The sequence below is a fragment of the Halosolutus amylolyticus genome, from assembly GCF_023566055.1.
Taxonomy (GTDB): Archaea; Halobacteriota; Halobacteria; order Halobacteriales; family Natrialbaceae; genus Halosolutus; species Halosolutus amylolyticus.
The window spans coordinates 502,715-521,723 of the sequence record NZ_JALIQP010000002.1 but is presented as its reverse complement, the minus strand read 5'-3'; the positions used below and the strand labels follow the sequence as shown (position 1 = coordinate 521,723).

Sequence of the window (19,009 nt, the reverse complement as noted above, 5' to 3'; positions counted from 1 at the left end):
CGGCCCACGCTCGCGAGGGGGAAAGCGATTCCGACCGCGATCGGTCGCGGCCGTTGCTCGATCGTTCGAAACGAGAGCCGACGGTCGACGACCCCGTCAGTCGTCCGCGGGGATCGGATCGCCGGGGGTGTCCGGCCGGGGGAAGTTGTCAATGGTGTCCGCGCGGAACGCCTGCTCGTCGAACTCGTACTCGCCGTCGAAGAAGTCCATCAGGGTGTGCGTGTCCTGCATGGCGTTCTTGAGGCAGGTCGACGCGCCCGGCGAGGGGGTGATGTTGAAGATGATGTCGTCGCCGACGATCTTCGCCTCGCCCATGTCGAGTGACTTCGCCTTCGTGTCGACGATCTGTGGACGGACGCCGCCGTACCCCTTCGCGCGTTCGATGTCCTCGAGTTCGACGCTCGGGACGACCTTCTGGACGTGCGGGAGGAACTGTCGCGGGCCGACCTCCGGGAGGTCGTACACGAGATTCCGGAGGACGTACGGCAGGAGGACCCGATCGGAGAGGATGTTGGCGTAGCTGAGAAACGCCGCGCCGTTGAGTCCGAACACGTCGAGGAAGTCCCCGACGGTCGAGATGCGGCCCCGTTCGAGCGTCGGGACGAGTTTCGCGGTCGGACCGAACCGCGTGATACTGTCGTCGTGAACGTCCGCGTCGCCGTGGACGGCGGCGAAGGGCAGTTTCTTCATCTGGAGCGTGTAGACCTTCCCGTTCAGGAGGTCGTCGGCGAGGAAGAAGCTCCCGGCGACCGGCAGCAACACCTTGTCCTGCCCGTAGCCGAGTTCCTTCGCCATCTGGAGGCTGTGGGACCCGGCCGCGACGACGGAGACGTCACAGTCGAAGCGCCCGTCGCTCGTCTCGATCGTGTAGCCGTCCAGCGTCGGCGTGACGTCCGTGACCTCCGTCCCGGTGTAGACGTCCACGCCGGCTTCCTCCTCGGCGCGATCGACGAGCGATTTCGTCACCTCGCCGTAGTCGACCACGTAGCCGTCCGGCGTCTGGAGCGCGAGCATCTCCGTGTCCGGGTCGCGCCCTTCCACGACCTTCGGCTCGAGGTCGGCGATTTCGTCGCGGCCGATCGCCCGGAGTTTCGGGAAGAGGGCCCCGAACCCTTCGTCCTCGTAGCGACGCTCGAGTTTGTCCACCTCTTCGTCGCCGACGCCGAGTACCATCTTGCTCCGCCTGTCGTGCATCTCCCGGTCGGCGTCGTAGTTCTCCAGGTAGCCCGCGAGGAGTTCCGCCCCTTCCTTTACCTCTTCGGCCTTCTCGAGCGTGTAGTTGGTCTCGATGTCCCCGAAGTGGAGCGTCTGCGAGTTGTTCGTGCAGTGTGAGTTGATTGCAGCGATCTCCGACTCTTTCTCGATCAACGCGATGGATTCGACGTCGGTGAACGTCGCGGTCGTGTACAGAAGCGACGCGCCGCTGATACCGCCACCGACGATAACGAGGTCGTATTTGCCCGACATTGTCGTTGAAGTAGTCCTCTGTACGTCGATATCGCAGATGGATAGTTCATGGTTTTTTTGATCCGCGTTCCGGTGATCGCCGATACGCCTATCGACGATTCGTGTATCGATCGCGAGCATCGGGAGGCACCGAGACGACGTCCTGCCGTGGACCGGGGCTCGAACTGACCCGGAACGTCGGCTTCTCTCGACAGGCCGATTTCATATATCGTCATGAGATTTACCACGGGTCGATCGAGGTGAAACCCGGCCGTGCTGGGCGTAAAACTGGTGGCGTCGGTCGACGAGGACCGCCGGTCCATCGCCCGTCACGCCGTTTTTACGTACTCGCCGGCTACCACGTCGTATGGTGCGAAACGTCGCCGGATTACTTCCGGAACTCGAGACGGAAGACTTCTATCTCCTCTCGGGTGTCGAACAGGGAATGCGCTTCTCCGAGTGGGTCCAGCGCGAGAAACTCCCCTCGTTTACCGGCCTGACCGAAGAGGAGGTCGACTACCGGCTCGAGCGCTGTCTCAAGCGGGGGTTGATCGAGAAGAAGACGATCCAGTACGAGGGGTACACCCTCCAGTTCGAGGGGTACGACGCGCTCGCACTGCGGGCGCTCGTCGAACGCGACACGATCGGCGAGTTCGGGTCGCCGCTGGGCGTCGGCAAGGAGAGCGACGTCTACGAGGTCCGATCGTACAAACCGCTGGCGCTGAAGTACCACCGCGAGGGGTACACGAACTTCCGCGAGGTCCACAAGGAACGCGACTACGCCTCCGACAAGGACCACGTCTCCTGGATGTACACGGCCCGCAAGGCCGCCGAACGGGAACACGACATTCTGGAGGACCTGTACCCGGACGTCTCGGTTCCCCAGCCGATCGACCAGAACCGGCACGCGATCGTGATGGAGAAGATGGACGGGGTGGAACTCTCCCGGACGAAACTCGAGGACGAGCAGATCCTGGGCGTGCTCGACCTGCTGCTGTCGGAAATCGCACGCGCGCACGAGCACGGGTACGTCCACGCGGACATGAGCGAGTACAACGTCTTCGTCGACGAGGGCGGCGTGACGATCTTCGACTGGCCCCAGGCCGTCCCGACGGACCACGGGAACGCCGACGAGTTCCTCCGTCGCGACCTGGAGAACGTCGTCGGCTACTTCCGGCGCAAGTACCCCCAGCACGTGCCGGAGGAGGTCGAGATCGGCGACCTCGCGGCGACGATCGCGGACGAGGGGTTCGAGACCGTTACCGACTTCGTCTGATTCGGCGACGCACTGCCGTCTCTAGTTACCAACTGGACGTCGTTCGGCGGTTGAAATCGAGTTCGAACGCCTCGCCGGTATCGGTTGCGCGCACGATCGCGGTGAACTCCTTCCGATCGTCGGATTCGAAGACCGTTCCGAACGTATCCGCAACGTGATCGCCCTCGGCGAGTCGAACGGTCTCGACGGTTTCGTCCGTCGGCTCCACGTCGACGATCGTTCCGTACACGCGAATCCCCCGGTACGTGCCGACCGGAATCGGTTCCCTGTCGACGACCGCGAATTCGCGATCCGATCCGTCCGTTCCGGCTGCCCACAGATCGAGGCGCTCGTCCACCTCGTAGGCGACCGTCGGGACGTCGGCACCGTCGAACTCGACCCGCGAGAACTGGACGGTCACTTCGGCCGGCGGGACGCCGTAGCCGATCGATTCGCGCAGCGTGAGCGAGACGGCGGCGTCCCCATCGGGGGCGGTGACGGTTGACTGCGAGGGATCACAATTTCCGTCATCCGTAGGTTCGGTATCGTCTGGACCCGCGTCGGTACCCTTCGTCTGTGACTCGTCGTCGGCGTTCGGTGACGACTCGTCCGAGGCAGTACCGTTCGATCGCAGGCCCTGACAGCCTGCCAGTACGGTCCCGGTGAGCGTCCCGCCTATCGTCCGGACGACTCGACGTCGGGTGCGATTCCCGGCGGGTAATGGCATTCGGTACGTACTGTCAGAAACCAGTGGTAAAAACGTAGCGTTCGGGCCGCTGCGACCGTGGTGAAGGGGCCGATCGGCGGTCAGCGCGACGACCGAACCGTCTGTAGCACGATCCGAGGAGATCGCCGTAGAACGCCCCCGTCGCCGCTGCTCCCCAACTCCTAAACCACATATCGGTATACAGAATGTGGTGCTCCAGCTCCGGACCGATCGCGGCGTTGCGTCGGTTCAGGCGGGTGTACCCGCCACGTCCGGCTGGCGGTCGGTCTCGATCGGCCGGTCGAGATGTCGGAGTTGCTCGTACGCGCGAGCGGTCGTCGCGAGGGCGTAGACGGTGACGGCCGCCCCGGCGACCTGGGTGAGCACGAGCCCGACCACGCCACCGAACAGGAGCGCCGGGAGGCCGACGGCCGCGTTGACGGCCAGTCCGACGATGAGGACGGCGACGCCGAGACCGAACAGCCGGAGCCGATTCCCGCGGGTGAGGGTCCAGCTACTCCGGAACGCGCGCACGAAGTTCTGGTCCTCGACGGCGACGAAGACGGCCCAGTAGTAGAGACTGACGAGCAGGAACAGCCCCGGCAAGATGAGGAAGACGGTCCCGATGGCGACCACGAGCGCGAACGCGATCGCGCCGACGAACGTGTTGAGCGCGACGAGACCGATGTTCTGGCTGACGAACTCGCGGGGAATCGTCTCGGTTTCCTCCGAGACGAACGTCCTGAGGGCCACGATCGTCGCGACGAGCGACGCCACGGCGAGGACGATCGAGAGGAGTCCGGCGACGACGGCCAGGAGGCCGCTCGCCGGTTCCCCGCCTGCGCCCATCGGACCGAGGGTCGATCGGGTGACGGCGGCGTTTCCGACGGCGAGGACGGCGAAGATCGCGACGAGGAGGAGTCCGTTCCGCTGGCGCGTGCGGTCGAACCCCTCGACCATCGCGTCGATGATGTCGAAGGCCATACGGGTTCTACGCGTCTCGAGTAGATATATGTAGTAGTCGTTATAGGTATCGTCGAAACGGAGTATCTGTTATCCGTGCTGTTACACCGAATAGTTTGGCCGATCAGTATTCGGTCTGATTCGATACTGTTAGAGGGGCATCATGAAACGAGAGCGCGATTCCGAGCGGTCAGGACTCGGCGCTACCCGGTGCGAGATCGACCTCGTCGAACCCGGCGAGATCGTCGGCCTCGGCGCGCTCGACTGCGGCCAGCGCGTCGACGTAGCCCGCACCGACCGCCTCGGCCGTGTAGCTGTCGCGGCGCGTCTCGTCAGCGGTCGCCTCGATCGTCACGAGGACGTCCATCGGCGCGGGCGTCTCGCCCCGGGTTTCGACGACGGCGTCGTACACCAGCGCGGCACACCCGGCGGTGACCGGACAGGACATGCTGGTCCCCGACATGAGCCCGTAGTAGCGTTCGCCGTCGGGTTCGGCGACGTTCAGCGGGTCTGCCGGGTTGAGCGTGCTCATCACGTCTTCGCCTTTCGCCGCGACGCCGTTGCGATAGATCCCCAGCGGGCCGGCAATCTCGTCTGCGGGAACGCCCTCGTAGCGTCTCGTGAGGTTCTCGTAAGCCGTCTCGCGATCGTAATTGTCCGCGTCGAAGGACCCGTCCTGGGGCCGACCGCGCGAGGAGAAGTCCGCGACGGCTTCGTCGGCGTCGGTCGCGGCGACGCCGAGGACGTGCGGTGCTTTGGCGTACTGGTTCAACGTTCCGTGATCGGGCCCGCTGTTACCCGCCGAAAAGACCGGGAGAATCCCGGCCTCGTGGGCGTGCCAGGTCGCGACGTTGGCCGGGTCGTCGGGAACGAACGGCCGATCGTCGTCGACCGGGCCGTAGGAGTTCGAGACTACCTGGATATCGTGCTCTCCCTCGCGCTGGCGGCGAAGCAGGTCGTCGTACGCCGAGACGAGAAACACAAGCAGGAGTCCGCCCGCGCCCGCCGAATACATCGTCAGGTCGGCGTCAGGGGCCATCCCGGTGTATTCGCCGTCGCTTCGATCGCCGGTGCCGCCGACGCTCCCGGCGCAGTGGGTGCCGTGCCCGCTCGTGTCCGTGTCGACGGGACCGACGTCTTCCCACCAGAGCGGTTCGTCCTGGACTTCGGGGACGCCGACGTACCGGTAGTTCCCCGCGAGGTTCGACTCGAGATCGGGGTGCAGGCCGTCGATCCCCGAGTCGACGAGCGCCACGTGGACGTTCTCGCCGGTGTAGCCCGTCTCGAGGCCCTCGCCCGCCTGCACCGCGTCGGCGTTCGTGTCGCCGCGGGCGTCGTCGTTGTGATACTCGAGGTCGTAGTTCGCCGAGACGTACCGGACCGCGTCCCAGCCCGCGACCGTCTCGATCAGCGACCCCGGGAGTTCGGCGTACCCGATCGGGAGGACGTCGAATCCGATCGCGACCTCGACGTCGAGCGCCTCGAGTCGGGCGACGTCGGCGTTCGACTCGAAGACGACGAGGACCTGCTGGAACGTCTCGCTCGCGAGGTCGAGGTCGTCGTCGACGAGGGTGTCGCCGACGGCGAGGTGTCCGTCGAGGGCGTCGCCGAGGTCGAGCGCCGCTCCCGTACCGGAGAGGGCGACGCTGCCCGCGATGCCGGTGCCGATTCCGCCGAGAACTGTCCGCCGCGTCCGTCGATCGATCGTCTCGTCGTCTGTCATTGGCGTTGGTGGTGACCCGTCGGTGACGAATCACTGCGTGTAACTGTCTGCCACGACAGACTGAAAGGAAGTTGTGACAAAACCGTCAACATCTCGCGTCGGGCCGATGCGGCAGTGAACAGTTCGCTCGCAGCGCTCAGGTCTCCTCCGCGACGACGGTCACCGTCCGCTCGGTGCCGCTTACCGTCGTCCACTCCCGATCGGTGAGGGTGCCGTCGGCGTCGGTCTCGGTGGTGACGGCGATCGGGCCGAACGTGTAGCGATCGGACTCGGTGACGTCGTCCGGGGCCGCCGCGAAGTGGGTGAGGCTCTCGTAGACCGATCGGGCGTCGTCGAGGCCGAAGTAGACGTGCGTGCCACCGCCGAAGGCCGGGGTCGTCGCCTCGACGTCACCGTAGGTCTCGTCGACGTCCCATCCCTCGGGAACCGTGTCGCGGACGAGGACCTCGCGATCGTCGGGATGGCGGACCGCGACGTCGAGCGCTGTGCGGTTCGTCTGCCCGCCGGTAAAGACGCTGGCGTCGTCGTCGCGAGTTCCTTCCGCGACCAGTCCGACCTCGTCGAACGCCGTCTCGAGGTCGAGGTGAGTGCGGCAGTCGAACCCGGTGACGAGGCCGGGCACGTTCACGAGTTTCGCGACGACGTAGAAGACGCGCTCGCCGCCGTTCGCCTCGAGGTCGTCGACGCTCACGCCGGTCGACACCGCGGCGTCGCCTTCGATGCCGGCGTCGCTATCAACGATCGTTGGCTCTCCCGTCAGCCCGTCGGGGTTCTGGGCGTCGTACAGGAAGAGGTCGACGTGCGGATCGCCCTTCGTCGCGCCCGTGTTGGCCCCGCTGTAGTGACTGAACGCGACCGTTGCAGTGACCTCGCCGGGATCGGTGACGCGGACGTGGCCCGCGATTGCGCGCTCGTCGTCCGGGACGCCGAGGCCGACCGCGTCGGACACCGACGCATCGGTGAGGTCGCATGTGACGGCGTCGATCGCGGGGCCGACGTTGGCGCGCCCGTAGCCCTCGTAGGGGTCGCGACCGCCGTGGGTGTAGACGGGCGTCTTCGCGCGGTGATACGGGGCGGCCGTCAGCGCGGTTTCGGTCGCGGTGGCGAGGATGGTGCTCTTCAGGCGGAGGACGTCGTCGTACCCCGTCTCGGCGGGGTCGGGAAGGGCGATCGGGTCCGGCGCGTCCTCCTCCATCGCCTGTGCGACGAGGCCGGCGATGCCGCAGACGCTCGGACTGGCCATCGAGGTGCCCGCTTTCCCGGTGTAGTCGCGGACGCCGTCGCCGCCCATGCCCTCGCGCCGGGCACCGTAGCGCATCGCCTCGGCGTCGCCGTCGTCGAACGGGAGCGCGTCCAGCACGTCGCTCGAGAGGTCGAGGTCGTACGCCGCGTCGCCGGTGATCTCGTCGTCGAATTCGGTGTCGGGCGTGAGTTCGTCGTCCGAAACGTCCTCGAGGTCGCGGACCGGTTCGAGGGCAGCGTCGACGGCTTCCGCGTCGCCGTCGTCGGTGCGGACCTCGTCCTCGGGGACCCCGTTCTCGGCGGCGATGTCGAGGACGTTGACCTGGCCACCGGGTGCAGTGACGTCTGGCTTCGTGTATGGCTCGCCGGACTCGTCGATGCCCCCGATGCCGCCCGAAGAGTAGGCGGCAATACCGTCGTAGGGTCCCGTCGCGACGACGGAGATGGCCTCGTTCGCGACCGCCGGCGCGCCGTTGCCGGTGGCGGGCGTGGCGTCGTTGCCCGCGGCCGCGACGGTGAGCATCCCCGCCTCGGCCATCTCGCGGATCCGTCCGGGGACGTCGTCGAGGGTCTCGCCCGCGGCGCCCAGCGGCAGACCGCCGACGTATCCCCAGGACATGTTGACCGCGCGGAGGTTGAACGTCTCGACGAACTCGTCGGCGTGGGCCGCGAGGTCGGCGGTCGGCGCGGAGAGGTCCGTCAGCGCGAGGAGGCTCGCGTTCGGCGCGACGCCGGCGTGCAACGATCGATCGCCGTCGGCGGTTCGATCGCCGACGGTGTCGGCGGGGTGCTCGAACGCGCCGACGGCGATCGTCCGGACGCGCCCCGTCGAGATCAGTTCGCCCTCGATCGCCCGGACGTGGACGGTGTAGGTCGCCTCGCCGGCCTCGTGGACGGTCGGCGTTTCGGCGATATTGTTCTCGAAGGAGACCTCGCTCGTTCCTGACGCGCCGGCCGACGTCGCGAGTTCCTGCCCGTCCGGGCCCTCGATGACGAGTTCGATCGCGTCGCCGTACGCGCTGGCGAAGACGCCCGTACCGGCCTCGGCCGACACCTCGTAGGTGAGCGTGTCGCCGAGCAGGAGAACCGCATGCGGGTCGTCCGCCCGGTAGCGGTCGGGATCGATCGCACTGGCGCGGCCCGACCCGGCCATGATCGAGGCGACGTGGGTCCCGTGGCCGTTCTCGTCGCGGGGCTTCTCGAACCCGCCGTAGCCGTCGTGGTCGTTGTGCCAGCCGACGAGTTTCGTCGTGTTCGGGCCGATCGCGCCTGTGGTGGCGAACGGGTTCCCGTCGACCTCGAACCCGTCCTCGGTCGAGACCGTGACCCCGCTCCACGGACCGATATCGGGGTGGCGCGCGTCCGTCCCCGAGTCGGTGAGCGCGAGCGTCCGATCGGGTCGACCCCGGTAACCACGGTCCCACGCCTGCTGTGCCTCACGGGTGCGAACGTTCGTGAACGCCGGATCGATAGTGCGCTCGTCGTCCGACGAACCGGCAACTGCGCTCCCCAATCCGATTCCACCCAGCGTTAGCCCGGTGCCGGCGACCGTGCCGGCTTTCAGTACCGATCGACGCGATAGCGAGGCGTCGTGTTGCGAACGGTGATCGTCCTTTTCGCTCATCGTCGCGTGGACGATCGGTCGCCCCTCAAGAAGGGATTGTGACAAACGCGTCAAACAGTGCGCCGAGATCGACGAATCGGTTCCTGACCGCCGACCGGTTATCGTCGCGCGTCCGCGACGGCCTCGACCATCGTTTCGGCCGTCCGCTGGACCTGCTCGAGATCCCCGTCCGCGATCGCGTCGTAATCGACGATCGAACTGCCGACGCCGACGGCGGCCGCGCCCGCGTCGAAGAAGTCGGCGACGTTGTCCGGCCCGATGCCGCCGGTCGGCAGGACCGGGACGTCGCCGAGCGGGCCCTGCAGCGCGCCGACGTGGTCCGGACCGACGGTGCTCGCGGGGAACAGTTTGAGGACGTCCGCCCCGGCCTCGATCGCGGTGACGGCCTCGGTCGGCGTCATCACGCCGGGCGCGGAGAGAACGCCGTGGCGGTTACAGGCCGTGACGACCGCGGGATTCACGTCCGGGGCGAGGACGAACTCGGCCCCCGCGTCGATCACCGACTGGGCCGTCGCCTCGTCGAGGACGGTCCCTGCGCCGACGACGGCGTTCGTGTCGGCCAGCGCTTCGTCGACGGCCGCGACCTTCTCGCTCACATGCGGGTCGTTCGCCGTGACCTCGATCGCGCCGACGCCGGCCTCGTGGATGGCGCGGGCGACCGGGACGATTCGATCGGCGTCGACGCCCCGGAGGACGGCGACGATTCCGCTCTCGACGATCCGTTCGCGGACCTGCTGTGAGTCAGTCATGGCTACGACTCAGTCGCGCGTGACTTTAGCCCAGTGGTACGGGATGGCCAGGGGGCCACCCCGCCGGGACGAGTGCGTTCGGGAGACGAAAACGGGAACCGCCGGGTCGGTTCGAGCGTCACGGGCCGCTCGGGGATCGGCGTCTCGACGAGCGCCGGGCCGATCGCGCAGGTTACTCGGTCTCGGACGCCGCCGAATCGAGCAGTTCGAGTTCGATCGCCTTCGCCGTGCTCACGACCAGGCCCGTGGCGTCCTCTTCGAGCCGTTTGCCCTGCATGCGATCGGCAGGGCCGGAGACGCTGATGGCGCCGATCGGGTCGCCGTCGACGACGATGGGGCTGGCGACGCACTGCCAGTCGGGGGTCTGTTCACCACGGTCGAACGCCACGCGCTGGTCGCGAATCGACCGGAGCTGGCTCCGGAGGGTGGCGGGATCAGTGACGGTCCGCTCGGTGAGGGCGGGGAGTCCGTGGTCGTCGACGAACGCGTCGACCGCCTCGTGGTCCCGGAACGCGAGGATCGACTTGCCGGCGGCGGAGGCGTGGAGTGCGACCTGTCCGCCCTCGGGGATCGGGTGGTCACCGTCGCCGACGCGGTAGAGGTAGACGCCGTGGTCGGCCTCGGGGACGACCAGGTTGACCGTTTCGCCGGTCGTCTGTGCCAGCGTCCGGAGGTCGGACTTCGCGGCCCGGTAGACGGCGCTCCGTTCGCGGATGCCCAGTCCGAGCCTGAGGAACTGGTGGGTCAGTCCGTACGCACCGTCCGCCCGACGAACGTAGCCGAGCGACACGAGCGTCGAGAGGTGATTGTGAACGGCGCTTTTCGACAGGTCCAGCGCCGTGGCTAACTCCGTGACTCCGGCCCGATCGCGGTCTCGCAGTTCCTCGATGATCGCGACGGTCGTCGCGGTCGCCTGAACGGAGACGCCATCCTGATCCCCCATCGTTCTCCTGTGGAGTACTCTCACCGATCTACTAAATCCTTGTTCTCCATCGGTGAACGACGTCGTCCGGCGCGATATTTATTCTGCCAAAGTAACGTCGGATATATCGGGGTGGGGGAAATTATTACCTGTAAATTGGCCAAGAGCTGGCAGATAGGTATATAAAGAAGGGGTGTTCTGCCATCAGAAACGCGACCGAAACGGCCTGTAAACGCCGTTCTCTGCCCAACAGGGGGAAAGAGTTAAGTAATAATCGTGATTGTATCCGGAATACTCAGTGGGATTATGCCACGGGATACCACATACGGACGGTACGGTCGGCGACGACTCCTGAAAGGAAGCGCTGCCCTCGGTGCGGCCGCGCTCGCGGGCTGTATCGGAACCGGCGACCGGGAAGACGGTGACGAATCGACCGACGTGATGGCGGACGAAATCGGCGGCTGGGGGTGGGACGTCGCCGCGCGATCGCTGCAGTTGACCGCCGACGAGTACGAGGCGGAGAACGACGCCACGGTCGAAATCGAAGAGTTCGGTCGGGAAGCGATGAAGGAGGACCTGCAGACGCGTCTCAGTAGCGGGACCGGTGCGCCGGACCTCGCCATGCTCGAGATGGTCGACGGCCCGGCCTACATCGAGACCGGCGCGATCCACGAGATTTCCGATCGGATCGACGACGCGGGCGTCTACGACGACTTCGTCGAGGGCGCGTGGGCGTCGCTCTCGGACGGCGACGACATCTACGCGCTCCCGTGGGACATCGGGCCGACGGCGGTCTACTACCGCCGCGACGTCTACGACGAACACGGGCTCGAACCGGACGCGATCGAGACCTGGGACGACTTCATGGCGGAAGGGGAGAAGCTCCCCGACGACGTCGACATGCTCAACCTGCCGATGAACGACCTGGACGGCGTCTGGCGCTACCAGTTCCGCCAGCTCGGCAACCAGCCGTTCACCGAGGACGGCGCGGTGAACATCGGCAACGACGACTCGGTGATGATCGCCGAGACGGTCAAGGAACTGTACGATCGCGGACTCGCCGCGACGCTCGACGGCTGGTCGTCCGCCTGGTTCGGCGCGTACGAGGAAGGCACCGTCGCCTCGCTCCCCTCGGCGGCGTGGATGGAAGGGACGCTCCGCGACGAACTGTCGGACACGGCCGGCGACTGGGGCGTTTACAGGATTCCCGCCCACGAGGAGGGCGGCTCGCGAGCCTCGAACTGGGGTGGTTCGAGCCTGATGATCCCCGAGCAGGTCGAGTCCGCGAAGCGAAATCGCGCCTGGGACTACATCGAGTGGTCGCTCGCGACCGAGGACATGCAGCTGCTCATGTACGACGAGTACGGACTCTTCCCCGCCCTCGAGACGACCTACGACGCGGACGTCTTCGACGAGGAACTCGACTTCTTCGGCGGACAGGCGGCCCGTCGGGTCTTCGCCGACGTCGCGGAGGAGATGCCCAGCTACGGGTTCTCCGCCGACACGCCGGAAGTCACCAGCGCGATCAACAGCGAGTTCCAGGCGATGATCAACGACGACAAGGATCCCGAAGACGCGGTGGCGGACGCGGCCCAGACCGTCGCCGATCGGACGGATCGCGACCTCGCCTGATCCAGTGGCCTCTCTCATGTCATCGAACGATTCGGACGGCGAGGGATCCGTCTCCCGCGAGAGCGGGGACGGGAACGGAAGCGGCGGCGACGCCCCGGTGATCGCGACGATAGTGGCGACGATGACGCCCGCGACCGCGACCCGCCGGCGGCTCTGGGACCGGTTCCGGTTCGCGCGCCAGGGACTGAGCGATCGACTGCCACGCCTGCCGTCGGTCGCGTACCTGTTCATCTCGCCCTTTTTCGTCCTCTTCGGGCTGTTCCTGCTGTTCCCGATCCTGTACACGGTCTATCTCTCGTTTTTCGAGTACCAGGGGGTCAGCTTCGACAGCCTGCTGTGGATCGACCTCGGACCGATCCTCATCGACGTTCCGCGGGTTGCCGAACTCGAGTTCGTCGGCCTCGGGAACTACGCCCGGATCCTCAACGACGGGCTGTTCTGGGACGCGATGTACAATACGACGTACATCCTCGCGATCCAGGTGCCGATCATGATCGGGCTCGCACTGGCGCTGGCGCTCGCGCTGAACGCGTCGTTCGTCCGGTTCAAGGGCGTCTTCCGGACGGCGATCGCGCTCCCGGTGTCGGCGAACATCGTCGCGTACTCGACGATCTTCCTGTTGCTGTTCAACGAGTTCGGGCTGATCAACTCACTGCTCGTCGCCCTCGGACTCGAGGAGATCCAGTGGTTCAGGAGCGCGTTCTGGGCGCGCAACACGATCATCGCGGCAGTCACCTGGCGCTGGACCGGCTACAACATGATCATCCTGCTGGCGGGCCTGCAGAACATCCCCCAGCAGCTGTACGAGGCGGCGGAGATCGACGGCGCGAGCCGCTGGCAGAAGTTCCGGTACGTGACCGTTCCGCAGCTCAAACCCGTCCTGCTGTTCGTCGTGGTTCTCTCGACGATCGGGACGTTCAAGCTGTTCGCGGAGCCGTACGTCATTACCGGCGGCGGCCCGTCGAACGCGACGATCACCATCGTCCAGTACATCTACAAGGAAGCGTTCGACAGCTGGAACCTGGGCTACGCGAGCGCTCTGACGGTGGTCTTCGTGACTATCGTCAGCGCGATCTCGATCGTCCAGGTCCGGATCGGAGGTGAGGACTGATGCGCGAGCACCGCCGCAAGGACGCGGTCTGGCGGTTCCTCACCTACGCGTTCATCCTCGTGATGGCCGTCGCGATGCTGGTGCCGCTGTACTGGATGCTCGTCGCCGCGACGCTGCCCCAGGACGAGTTCCTCAACCTCACGCCGCGGTTCTACCCGGGGACGGCGTTCCTCGAGAACTTCGCGTCGCTCCAGGACCGGACGGACTTCGTCCGATCGATCTGGAACAGCGTGTTCATCGCGGGCGTCTACACCGTGCTGTCGGTGTTGCTGTGCTCGATGGCCGGCTTCGCGTTCGCGAAGTACGAGTTCCGGTTCAAGGAGCCGATCTTCTACCTGATCCTCGGGACGCTCGTCCTTCCGATCCAGCTGCTGGTCATCCCGCTGTTCCTGATGATGGCCCAGATCGAGTGGACGGACACGTTCCGGGCGATCATCCTCCCCTGGCTCGCCAACCCGATCGGGATCTTCCTCATGCGACAGAACATGAAGTCGATCCCGGACGCCCTGCTCGAGTCGGCGCGGATGGACGGGGCGACCGAGTTCCAGATCTTCTACCGGATCGCCCTGCCGGCGATGCGATCGTCGCTGGCCGCGCTCGCGATCATCCTGTTTCTCTTCCAGTGGGACCTGTTTCTCTACCCGCTGGTCATCCTCGAGTCGGAGGCAAACTACACCATCCCGGTGGCGCTGGCCGGCCTCGAGGGGACCCAACGCATCTACTACGACCAGATCATGGTCGCGACGACGCTCGCGATCGTCCCGCTGGCGATCCTGTTCCTGGTGCTCCAGAAGCAGTTCGTCAGCGGCATCCTCGCGGGATCGCTGAAAGAATGACCACGACCCAACTCACAGACTGATGGCAGGAATCGAAATCGACGACCTCACGAAAGTGTACGACGCGGCCGCCGAATCGGTCGTCGCCGTCGAGGATCTCGACCTCTCGGTCGAGGACGGCGAGTTCCTCGTCCTCGTCGGCCCCTCGGGGTGTGGCAAGTCCACGACCCTCCGCTGTGTCGCGGGATTAGAGGACGTGACGGAGGGCTCGATCCGGTTCGGCGACGAGGACGTGACGGACCGCCGGGCGAGCGAACGGGACGTCGCGATGGTGTTCCAGAACTACGCGCTGTACCCGCACATGACCGTCCGGAAGAACCTCGGCTTCGGGCTGAAGCTGTCGACGACGCTCTCCTCGGCCGAGATCGCCGATCGGGTCGAATCGACGGCCGAAATGCTCGGGATCACCCCGTTGCTCGACGACAAGCCGAAGGAACTCTCGGGCGGCCAGCAACAGCGCGTCGCGCTGGGCCGGGCGATCGTCCGGGAACCGTCGGTGTTCCTGATGGACGAACCCCTGTCGAATCTCGACGCGAAGCTCCGATCGGAGATGCGGACCGAGTTGCAGGAACTCCAGCAGGACCTCGACGTGACGACGGTCTACGTCACCCACGACCAGACGGAGGCGATGGCGATGGGCGATCGGATCGCCGTCATGAACGGCGGCGTGCTCCAGCAGGTCGGCCCGCCGGAGGCGGTCTACCGAAACCCGACCAACGAGTTCGTCGCGAATTTCATCGGCTCGCCGAGCATCAACCTCTTCACGGCGACCGTCGAGGGGTCGACGCTCCACGGGCCGGGCGAGTTCACCTACCAGCTGTCGGATCCCGACCCGGTCGACGGATCCGGTGAGGTTCGCGTCGGCGTCCGTCCGGAGGACATCACCCTCGTCGAGAGCGGGTCGAACCGGGCGACGGTCTCGGTCGTGGAGCCGATGGGCAACGAGAACTTCTGTTACATGGATCTCGCCGACCATGAACTCACGGCGCGGATCGATCCGGAACTGCGCCCCGAGGCGGGCGAGGAGGTCGCGTTCACGTTCGAGGAGTCGTCGCTGTACCTCTTCGACGTCCGGAACGGGGACGCGCTGAAGACGAAAACTGACGCGGTCGCGGACGCGAAGGCGGTCGATACGGAGGCATCCCGATAGCAATGCGAATCACTGACTACGAACTGTTCGAAGTGCCGCCCCGCTGGCTCTTCCTCAAGCTGACGACGAGCGACGGCACCGTCGGCTGGGGCGAACCGGTCGTCGAGGGGCGCGCGAAGACGGTTCGAACGGCGGTCGAGGAACTGCTCGACAACTACCTGCTCGGCGAGGACCCGAGCGCGATCGAGGACCACTGGCAGGCGATGTACCGCGGCGGCTTCTACCGGGGCGGTCCGGTCCTGATGAGCGCCATCGCGGGCGTCGACCAGGCCCTCTGGGACATCAAGGGCAAGACGTTCGGTGCGCCGGTGTACGAACTGCTCGGCGGGAAGGCCCGAAACCGGGTCCGGGTCTACCAGTGGATCGGCGGCGATCGACCGCGCGACGTCGGCGACGCGGCCCGGGAGAAAGTCGACGAGGGGTTCACCGCGCTCAAGATGAACGCCACGCCGGAGATCCGATCGGTCGACAACCCGCGGGCGGTCGACGACGCGGTCGATCGGATCGCGGCCGTTCGCGAGGCGGTCGGCGACGAGGTCGACATCGGCGTCGACTTCCACGGACGCGTCTCGAAGCCGATGGCCCGCAGACTGGCGGGCGCGCTCGAACCGTACGATCCGATGTTCATCGAGGAACCGGTCCTGCCGGAACACAACGACGCGTTGCCGGACATCCGGGCGTCGACGACGACCCCGATCGCGACCGGCGAGCGGATGTACTCGCGGTGGGACTTCAAGGAGGTGTTCGAGTCGAACGCGGTGGACGTGATCCAGCCCGACCTCTCCCACGCCGGCGGGATCACGGAGGTGAACAAGATTGCGTCGATGGCCGAGGCCTACGACGTCTCGATCGCCCCGCACTGTCCGCTCGGGCCGATCGCGCTGGCCTCCTGCATCCAGGTCGACGCCTGCTCGCCGAACACGCTCATCCAGGAGCAGAGCCTGGACATCCACTACAACGAGACCAGCGACGTGCTCGACTACCTCGCGGACCCCTCCGTGTTCGAGTACCGCGACGGCTACGTCGACATCCCCGACGGCCCGGGACTCGGTATCGAGATCGACGAGGACCACGTCCGCGACCAGACGGGCGGCGTCGACTGGCACAACCCGATCTGGCGTCACGACGACGGCAGCGTCGCCGAGTGGTAACGATGGAGGGCCATCGATGACGCGCCGGCCGGACTCGCCGATCGAGCACGCCGTCCCCGGCCGGTTCGAGGGGCAGACGGCGATCGTCACCGGATCGACCCGCGGTATCGGCGCGGGCGTCGCGAAACGGCTCGCCGCGGAGGGCGCGAACGTCGTGATCTCCGGTCGAACCGCGGACGCGGGCGAGGCCGTCGCCGACGAGATTACGGACGGGATCGGCGCGGGCGAGGCGACGTTCGTCCGGGCGGACATGCGCGACCCGGAGGACATCGCCGCGCTCGCCGAAGCCACCGCCGACGAGTTCGGCGGGATCGACGTCCTCGTGAACAACGCCGCGGTCCAGACCGAGACGGCCGCGGACGAGGCCACCATCGAGGACTGGGACTTCGTCCTCGAGACGGACTTCCGGGCCTACTGGCTCGCGGCCAGAGCGACGCTCGAGCACATGGACCGGGGGGCGATCGTCAACGTCTCCTCGAACCACGCCTACTCGACGATGCCCGCGCACTTTCCGTACAACGCGGTGAAGGCCGGGATCAACGGGATGACGCGGGCGATGGCGCTCGACGTCGGGCCGTCGGTCCGCGTGAACACCGTCGCGCCCGGCTGGGTCGAGGTCGAGCGGACCCGCGAGGAACTCCCGGAGGGGCGTCTCGCCGAGGTCGAATCGATCCACCCGACCGGTCGGATCGGCGTTCCGGCCGACGTCGCCGGGGCCGTCTCCTTCCTCGCGAGCCCGGACGCCGCGTTCGTCACCGGCACGTCGCTACTGGTCGACGGCGGGCGCGGCGCAGTGATGCAGGACGACACGCTTCCCGACTACCGCGCACGGGAGGACTGAAGTCGCCGGCCCCACGATTCTTCGCCATGTCGACGCCGAAGACCGCGATCAACCTCTACAGCGTGCGCGCCCTCGACGAATCGCTCACCGACGTCCTCGACCGGGTCGCCGCCGCCGGCTACGACGGCGTCCAGTTCGCCGGCCCGTACAGCCCGATCGCCGCCGAGGCCGACCCGGGAGCGATCGCGGACGCGCTCGCCGACCGCGACCTCGGGGCGACGCCGCCACACGTCGGGTTCGAGGCGCTTCGGGACGATCGCGAGCGGGTTCTCTCGGCGTACGAACCGTTCGACATCGATGGCGTCGTCGTCCCGTGGCTGGACCCGTCGCGGTTCGAATCGACCACGGCGGTCGACGCGGCCGCGGCCGACCTCGATGACCTCGCGGCCGACCTCGATGCCGCAGAACTCGCCCTCCACTACCACAATCACGCCCACGAGTACGTCCCTCTCGACGGCGAACTGGCGTTCGATCGATTCCTCGCGCGAACGGGGGTCGGCGTCGAACTCGATGTGGGGTGGGCGCTCGTCGGCGGCGACGATCCCGCCGATCGGATCCACGATCTCGGCGATCGGCTGTCCCAGGTTCACATGAAAGACATCACCGCCGGTGGGGCGTCCGCGCCGGTCGCGGCCGACTCGGACGCCGTCGAGTTCGTCGATATCGGACGGGGCGACGTCGACATGAGGGCCTGTGCCGAGGCGGCCGCGGCCGTCGACGCGGAGTGGCTGATCTACGAACACGACGATCCGACGGATCCGACGGTCTCGATCGATCGAGGGGCGGCGTTTCTGGACGCCGTGTGACGACAGCGCGCCATTCGCGGCGTCGAACGATTCGGTGCGACGTCCGCGTCGTCGAGCGAGTTCGGACACTGCCACGCTGTCGATTCGGATCGATCGGACGGTCTGGGAGATCCCGTCCAAAACGCACTCCGTTACGGCCGTTCACCGCGAGCGGCCCCGACGTCCCTCGAAAACGAAATCGGATTCCGAACGCGTCTCGACGAAATTGCCCACGGATGCCCACGGCGTCGAGACGGCCAGGCGGTCTATTCGAAGCGATCGACGGCCCGCTCGTAGCGAGCGGACGGCTCCTCCCAGTCGACGACCTCGAAGAAGTTGTCGACGAAGTCGCCGCGGTCGGGTCCGTAATCGTGGTAGTAGGAGTGCTCCCAGACGTCCAGCGCGAGCACCGGGTGCGAGCCCCAGAGCGCGCCCTGGTCGTGCTTGTCGACCACGACGTTGCGGAGCCGGTTGGAGAAACTGTCGTAGACGAGCAGCGCCCAGCCGCCGGCCGCGGACGCGGCGGCCTCGAACTCGCCCTTCCAGGCCCCGTAGGAGCCGAAATCCTCCTCGATGCGGTCGGCGAGCGCGCCGGTCGGCTCGTCGCCGCCGTCGGGGTTCATGTTCCGCCAGAACAGGTCGTGGAGGACGTGACCCGAGCCGTTGTGCGTGACGTCGCGGATCGCGCCGGCGGACGAGGAGAAGTCCCCTTCTTCGCGGTTCGCGGCCAGCGTTTCCTCCGCGCTGTTCCAGCCGTCGACGTAACCCTGGTGGTGCGTGTCGTGGTGCCAGGTGAGCACCTGTTCGGAGATGTGCGGTTCGAGCGCGTCGTAGTCGTACGGCAGCGGCGGTAGTTCGTAGCGTGTCATGGAT

Annotated in this window: 16 protein-coding genes; 8 read left to right on the top strand and 8 right to left on the bottom strand. The window is 66.7% G+C overall.

All coding sequences use genetic code 11. The annotated features are described in order from the left end of the window. Positions 1-96: 96 nt before the first annotated feature. The gene (locus MUN73_RS08945) at positions 97-1,467 is read right to left on the bottom strand and encodes an FAD-dependent oxidoreductase (protein ID WP_250140118.1); all 1,371 of its coding nucleotides are present in this window, start codon (positions 1,465-1,467) and stop codon (positions 97-99) included. Positions 1,468-1,813: 346 nt separating this feature from the next. On the opposite strand from MUN73_RS08945, the gene MUN73_RS08940 reads away from it, so the two are divergent. Next, positions 1,814-2,722: a serine/threonine-protein kinase RIO2 gene (locus MUN73_RS08940; protein ID WP_250140117.1), complete on the top strand. Its 909-nt coding sequence runs from the start codon at positions 1,814-1,816 to the stop codon at positions 2,720-2,722. Positions 2,723-2,747: 25 nt separating this feature from the next. Here the strand turns inward: MUN73_RS08940 and MUN73_RS08935 are convergent, their stop codons facing one another. The 6 genes from MUN73_RS08935 to MUN73_RS08910 form a co-directional block, all read right to left on the bottom strand. Continuing rightward, positions 2,748-3,428 carry a hypothetical protein gene (locus MUN73_RS08935; protein ID WP_250140116.1) on the bottom strand — a complete coding sequence of 227 codons (681 nt, stop codon included), beginning with the start codon at positions 3,426-3,428 and terminating at the stop codon, positions 2,748-2,750. 228 nt (positions 3,429-3,656) lie between these two features. Continuing rightward, complete coding sequence (locus tag MUN73_RS08930) at positions 3,657-4,391, bottom strand: DUF7847 domain-containing protein (RefSeq protein ID WP_250140115.1); 735 nt, start codon at positions 4,389-4,391, stop codon at positions 3,657-3,659. A gap of 169 nt (positions 4,392-4,560) precedes the next feature. Continuing rightward, positions 4,561-6,093 (bottom strand): S8 family peptidase, encoded by a 1,533-nt coding sequence (locus MUN73_RS08925; protein WP_250140114.1) that lies wholly within the window; start codon positions 6,091-6,093, stop codon positions 4,561-4,563. Positions 6,094-6,229: 136 nt separating this feature from the next. Continuing rightward, positions 6,230-8,959 (bottom strand): S8 family serine peptidase, encoded by a 2,730-nt coding sequence (locus MUN73_RS08920; RefSeq protein WP_250140113.1) that lies wholly within the window; start codon positions 8,957-8,959, stop codon positions 6,230-6,232. Positions 8,960-9,057: 98 nt separating this feature from the next. Then, positions 9,058-9,708, bottom strand: a complete 651-nt coding sequence (locus MUN73_RS08915; protein WP_250140112.1) for a bifunctional 4-hydroxy-2-oxoglutarate aldolase/2-dehydro-3-deoxy-phosphogluconate aldolase — start codon at positions 9,706-9,708, stop codon at positions 9,058-9,060. Positions 9,709-9,880: 172 nt separating this feature from the next. Next, positions 9,881-10,651, bottom strand: coding sequence for an IclR family transcriptional regulator (locus MUN73_RS08910; RefSeq protein WP_250140111.1), 771 nt, complete (start codon positions 10,649-10,651; stop codon positions 9,881-9,883). A gap of 285 nt (positions 10,652-10,936) precedes the next feature. Between MUN73_RS08910 and MUN73_RS08905 the strand changes: the two genes are divergently transcribed. From MUN73_RS08905 to MUN73_RS08875, 7 genes are all read left to right on the top strand, one after another. Then, positions 10,937-12,262 carry an extracellular solute-binding protein gene (locus MUN73_RS08905; RefSeq protein WP_250140110.1) on the top strand — a complete coding sequence of 442 codons (1,326 nt, stop codon included), beginning with the start codon at positions 10,937-10,939 and terminating at the stop codon, positions 12,260-12,262. 121 nt (positions 12,263-12,383) lie between these two features. Beyond that, positions 12,384-13,373, top strand: a complete 990-nt coding sequence (locus MUN73_RS08900; protein WP_382182395.1) for a carbohydrate ABC transporter permease — start codon at positions 12,384-12,386, stop codon at positions 13,371-13,373. After that, complete coding sequence (locus MUN73_RS08895; protein ID WP_250140108.1) at positions 13,373-14,209, top strand: carbohydrate ABC transporter permease; 837 nt, start codon at positions 13,373-13,375, stop codon at positions 14,207-14,209. Before MUN73_RS08900 ends, MUN73_RS08895 begins: the two co-directional genes overlap by 1 nt. Before the next feature lie 22 nt (positions 14,210-14,231). Next, positions 14,232-15,359: an ABC transporter ATP-binding protein gene (locus tag MUN73_RS08890; protein ID WP_250140107.1), complete on the top strand. Its 1,128-nt coding sequence runs from the start codon at positions 14,232-14,234 to the stop codon at positions 15,357-15,359. A 2-nt stretch (positions 15,360-15,361) separates the two neighbouring features. Then, positions 15,362-16,510: a galactonate dehydratase gene (gene dgoD / locus MUN73_RS08885; RefSeq protein WP_250140106.1), complete on the top strand. Its 1,149-nt coding sequence runs from the start codon at positions 15,362-15,364 to the stop codon at positions 16,508-16,510. Between the two features lie 16 nt (positions 16,511-16,526). After that, positions 16,527-17,351 (top strand): SDR family NAD(P)-dependent oxidoreductase, encoded by an 825-nt coding sequence (locus MUN73_RS08880; RefSeq protein WP_250140105.1) that lies wholly within the window; start codon positions 16,527-16,529, stop codon positions 17,349-17,351. 26 nt (positions 17,352-17,377) lie between these two features. Next, a complete protein-coding gene (locus MUN73_RS08875; protein WP_250140104.1) occupies positions 17,378-18,157 on the top strand; it encodes a sugar phosphate isomerase/epimerase family protein in 780 nt (259 codons plus the stop codon). Positions 18,158-18,402: 245 nt separating this feature from the next. On the opposite strand, the gene sod is transcribed toward MUN73_RS08875, so the two are convergent. Beyond that, positions 18,403-19,005 carry a superoxide dismutase gene (gene sod / locus MUN73_RS08870; protein WP_250140103.1) on the bottom strand — a complete coding sequence of 201 codons (603 nt, stop codon included), beginning with the start codon at positions 19,003-19,005 and terminating at the stop codon, positions 18,403-18,405. Positions 19,006-19,009: the final 4 nt, after the last annotated feature.

What these genes read in the sequence shown, in the direction of transcription:
- MUN73_RS08905 (WP_250140110.1), top strand. Translation starts at nt 10,937, where the DNA reads ATGCCACGGGATACCACATACGGACGGTACGGTCGGCGACGACTCCTG.
- dgoD (WP_250140106.1), top strand. Translation starts at nt 15,362, where the DNA reads ATGCGAATCACTGACTACGAACTGTTCGAAGTGCCGCCCCGCTGGCTC.
- MUN73_RS08945 (WP_250140118.1), bottom strand. Translation starts at nt 1,467, where the DNA reads ATGTCGGGCAAATACGACCTCGTTATCGTCGGTGGCGGTATCAGCGGC.
- MUN73_RS08935 (WP_250140116.1), bottom strand. Translation starts at nt 3,428, where the DNA reads ATGCCATTACCCGCCGGGAATCGCACCCGACGTCGAGTCGTCCGGACG.
- MUN73_RS08875 (WP_250140104.1), top strand. Translation starts at nt 17,378, where the DNA reads ATGTCGACGCCGAAGACCGCGATCAACCTCTACAGCGTGCGCGCCCTC.
- sod (WP_250140103.1), bottom strand. Translation starts at nt 19,005, where the DNA reads ATGACACGCTACGAACTACCGCCGCTGCCGTACGACTACGACGCGCTC.
- MUN73_RS08915 (WP_250140112.1), bottom strand. Translation starts at nt 9,708, where the DNA reads ATGACTGACTCACAGCAGGTCCGCGAACGGATCGTCGAGAGCGGAATC.
- MUN73_RS08880 (WP_250140105.1), top strand. Translation starts at nt 16,527, where the DNA reads ATGACGCGCCGGCCGGACTCGCCGATCGAGCACGCCGTCCCCGGCCGG.
- MUN73_RS08925 (WP_250140114.1), bottom strand. Translation starts at nt 6,093, where the DNA reads ATGACAGACGACGAGACGATCGATCGACGGACGCGGCGGACAGTTCTC.
- MUN73_RS08930 (WP_250140115.1), bottom strand. Translation starts at nt 4,391, where the DNA reads ATGGCCTTCGACATCATCGACGCGATGGTCGAGGGGTTCGACCGCACG.
- MUN73_RS08920 (WP_250140113.1), bottom strand. Translation starts at nt 8,959, where the DNA reads ATGAGCGAAAAGGACGATCACCGTTCGCAACACGACGCCTCGCTATCG.
- MUN73_RS08910 (WP_250140111.1), bottom strand. Translation starts at nt 10,651, where the DNA reads ATGGGGGATCAGGATGGCGTCTCCGTTCAGGCGACCGCGACGACCGTC.
- MUN73_RS08895 (WP_250140108.1), top strand. Translation starts at nt 13,373, where the DNA reads ATGCGCGAGCACCGCCGCAAGGACGCGGTCTGGCGGTTCCTCACCTAC.
- MUN73_RS08900 (WP_382182395.1), top strand. Translation starts at nt 12,384, where the DNA reads ATGACGCCCGCGACCGCGACCCGCCGGCGGCTCTGGGACCGGTTCCGG.
- MUN73_RS08940 (WP_250140117.1), top strand. Translation starts at nt 1,814, where the DNA reads ATGGTGCGAAACGTCGCCGGATTACTTCCGGAACTCGAGACGGAAGAC.
- MUN73_RS08890 (WP_250140107.1), top strand. Translation starts at nt 14,232, where the DNA reads ATGGCAGGAATCGAAATCGACGACCTCACGAAAGTGTACGACGCGGCC.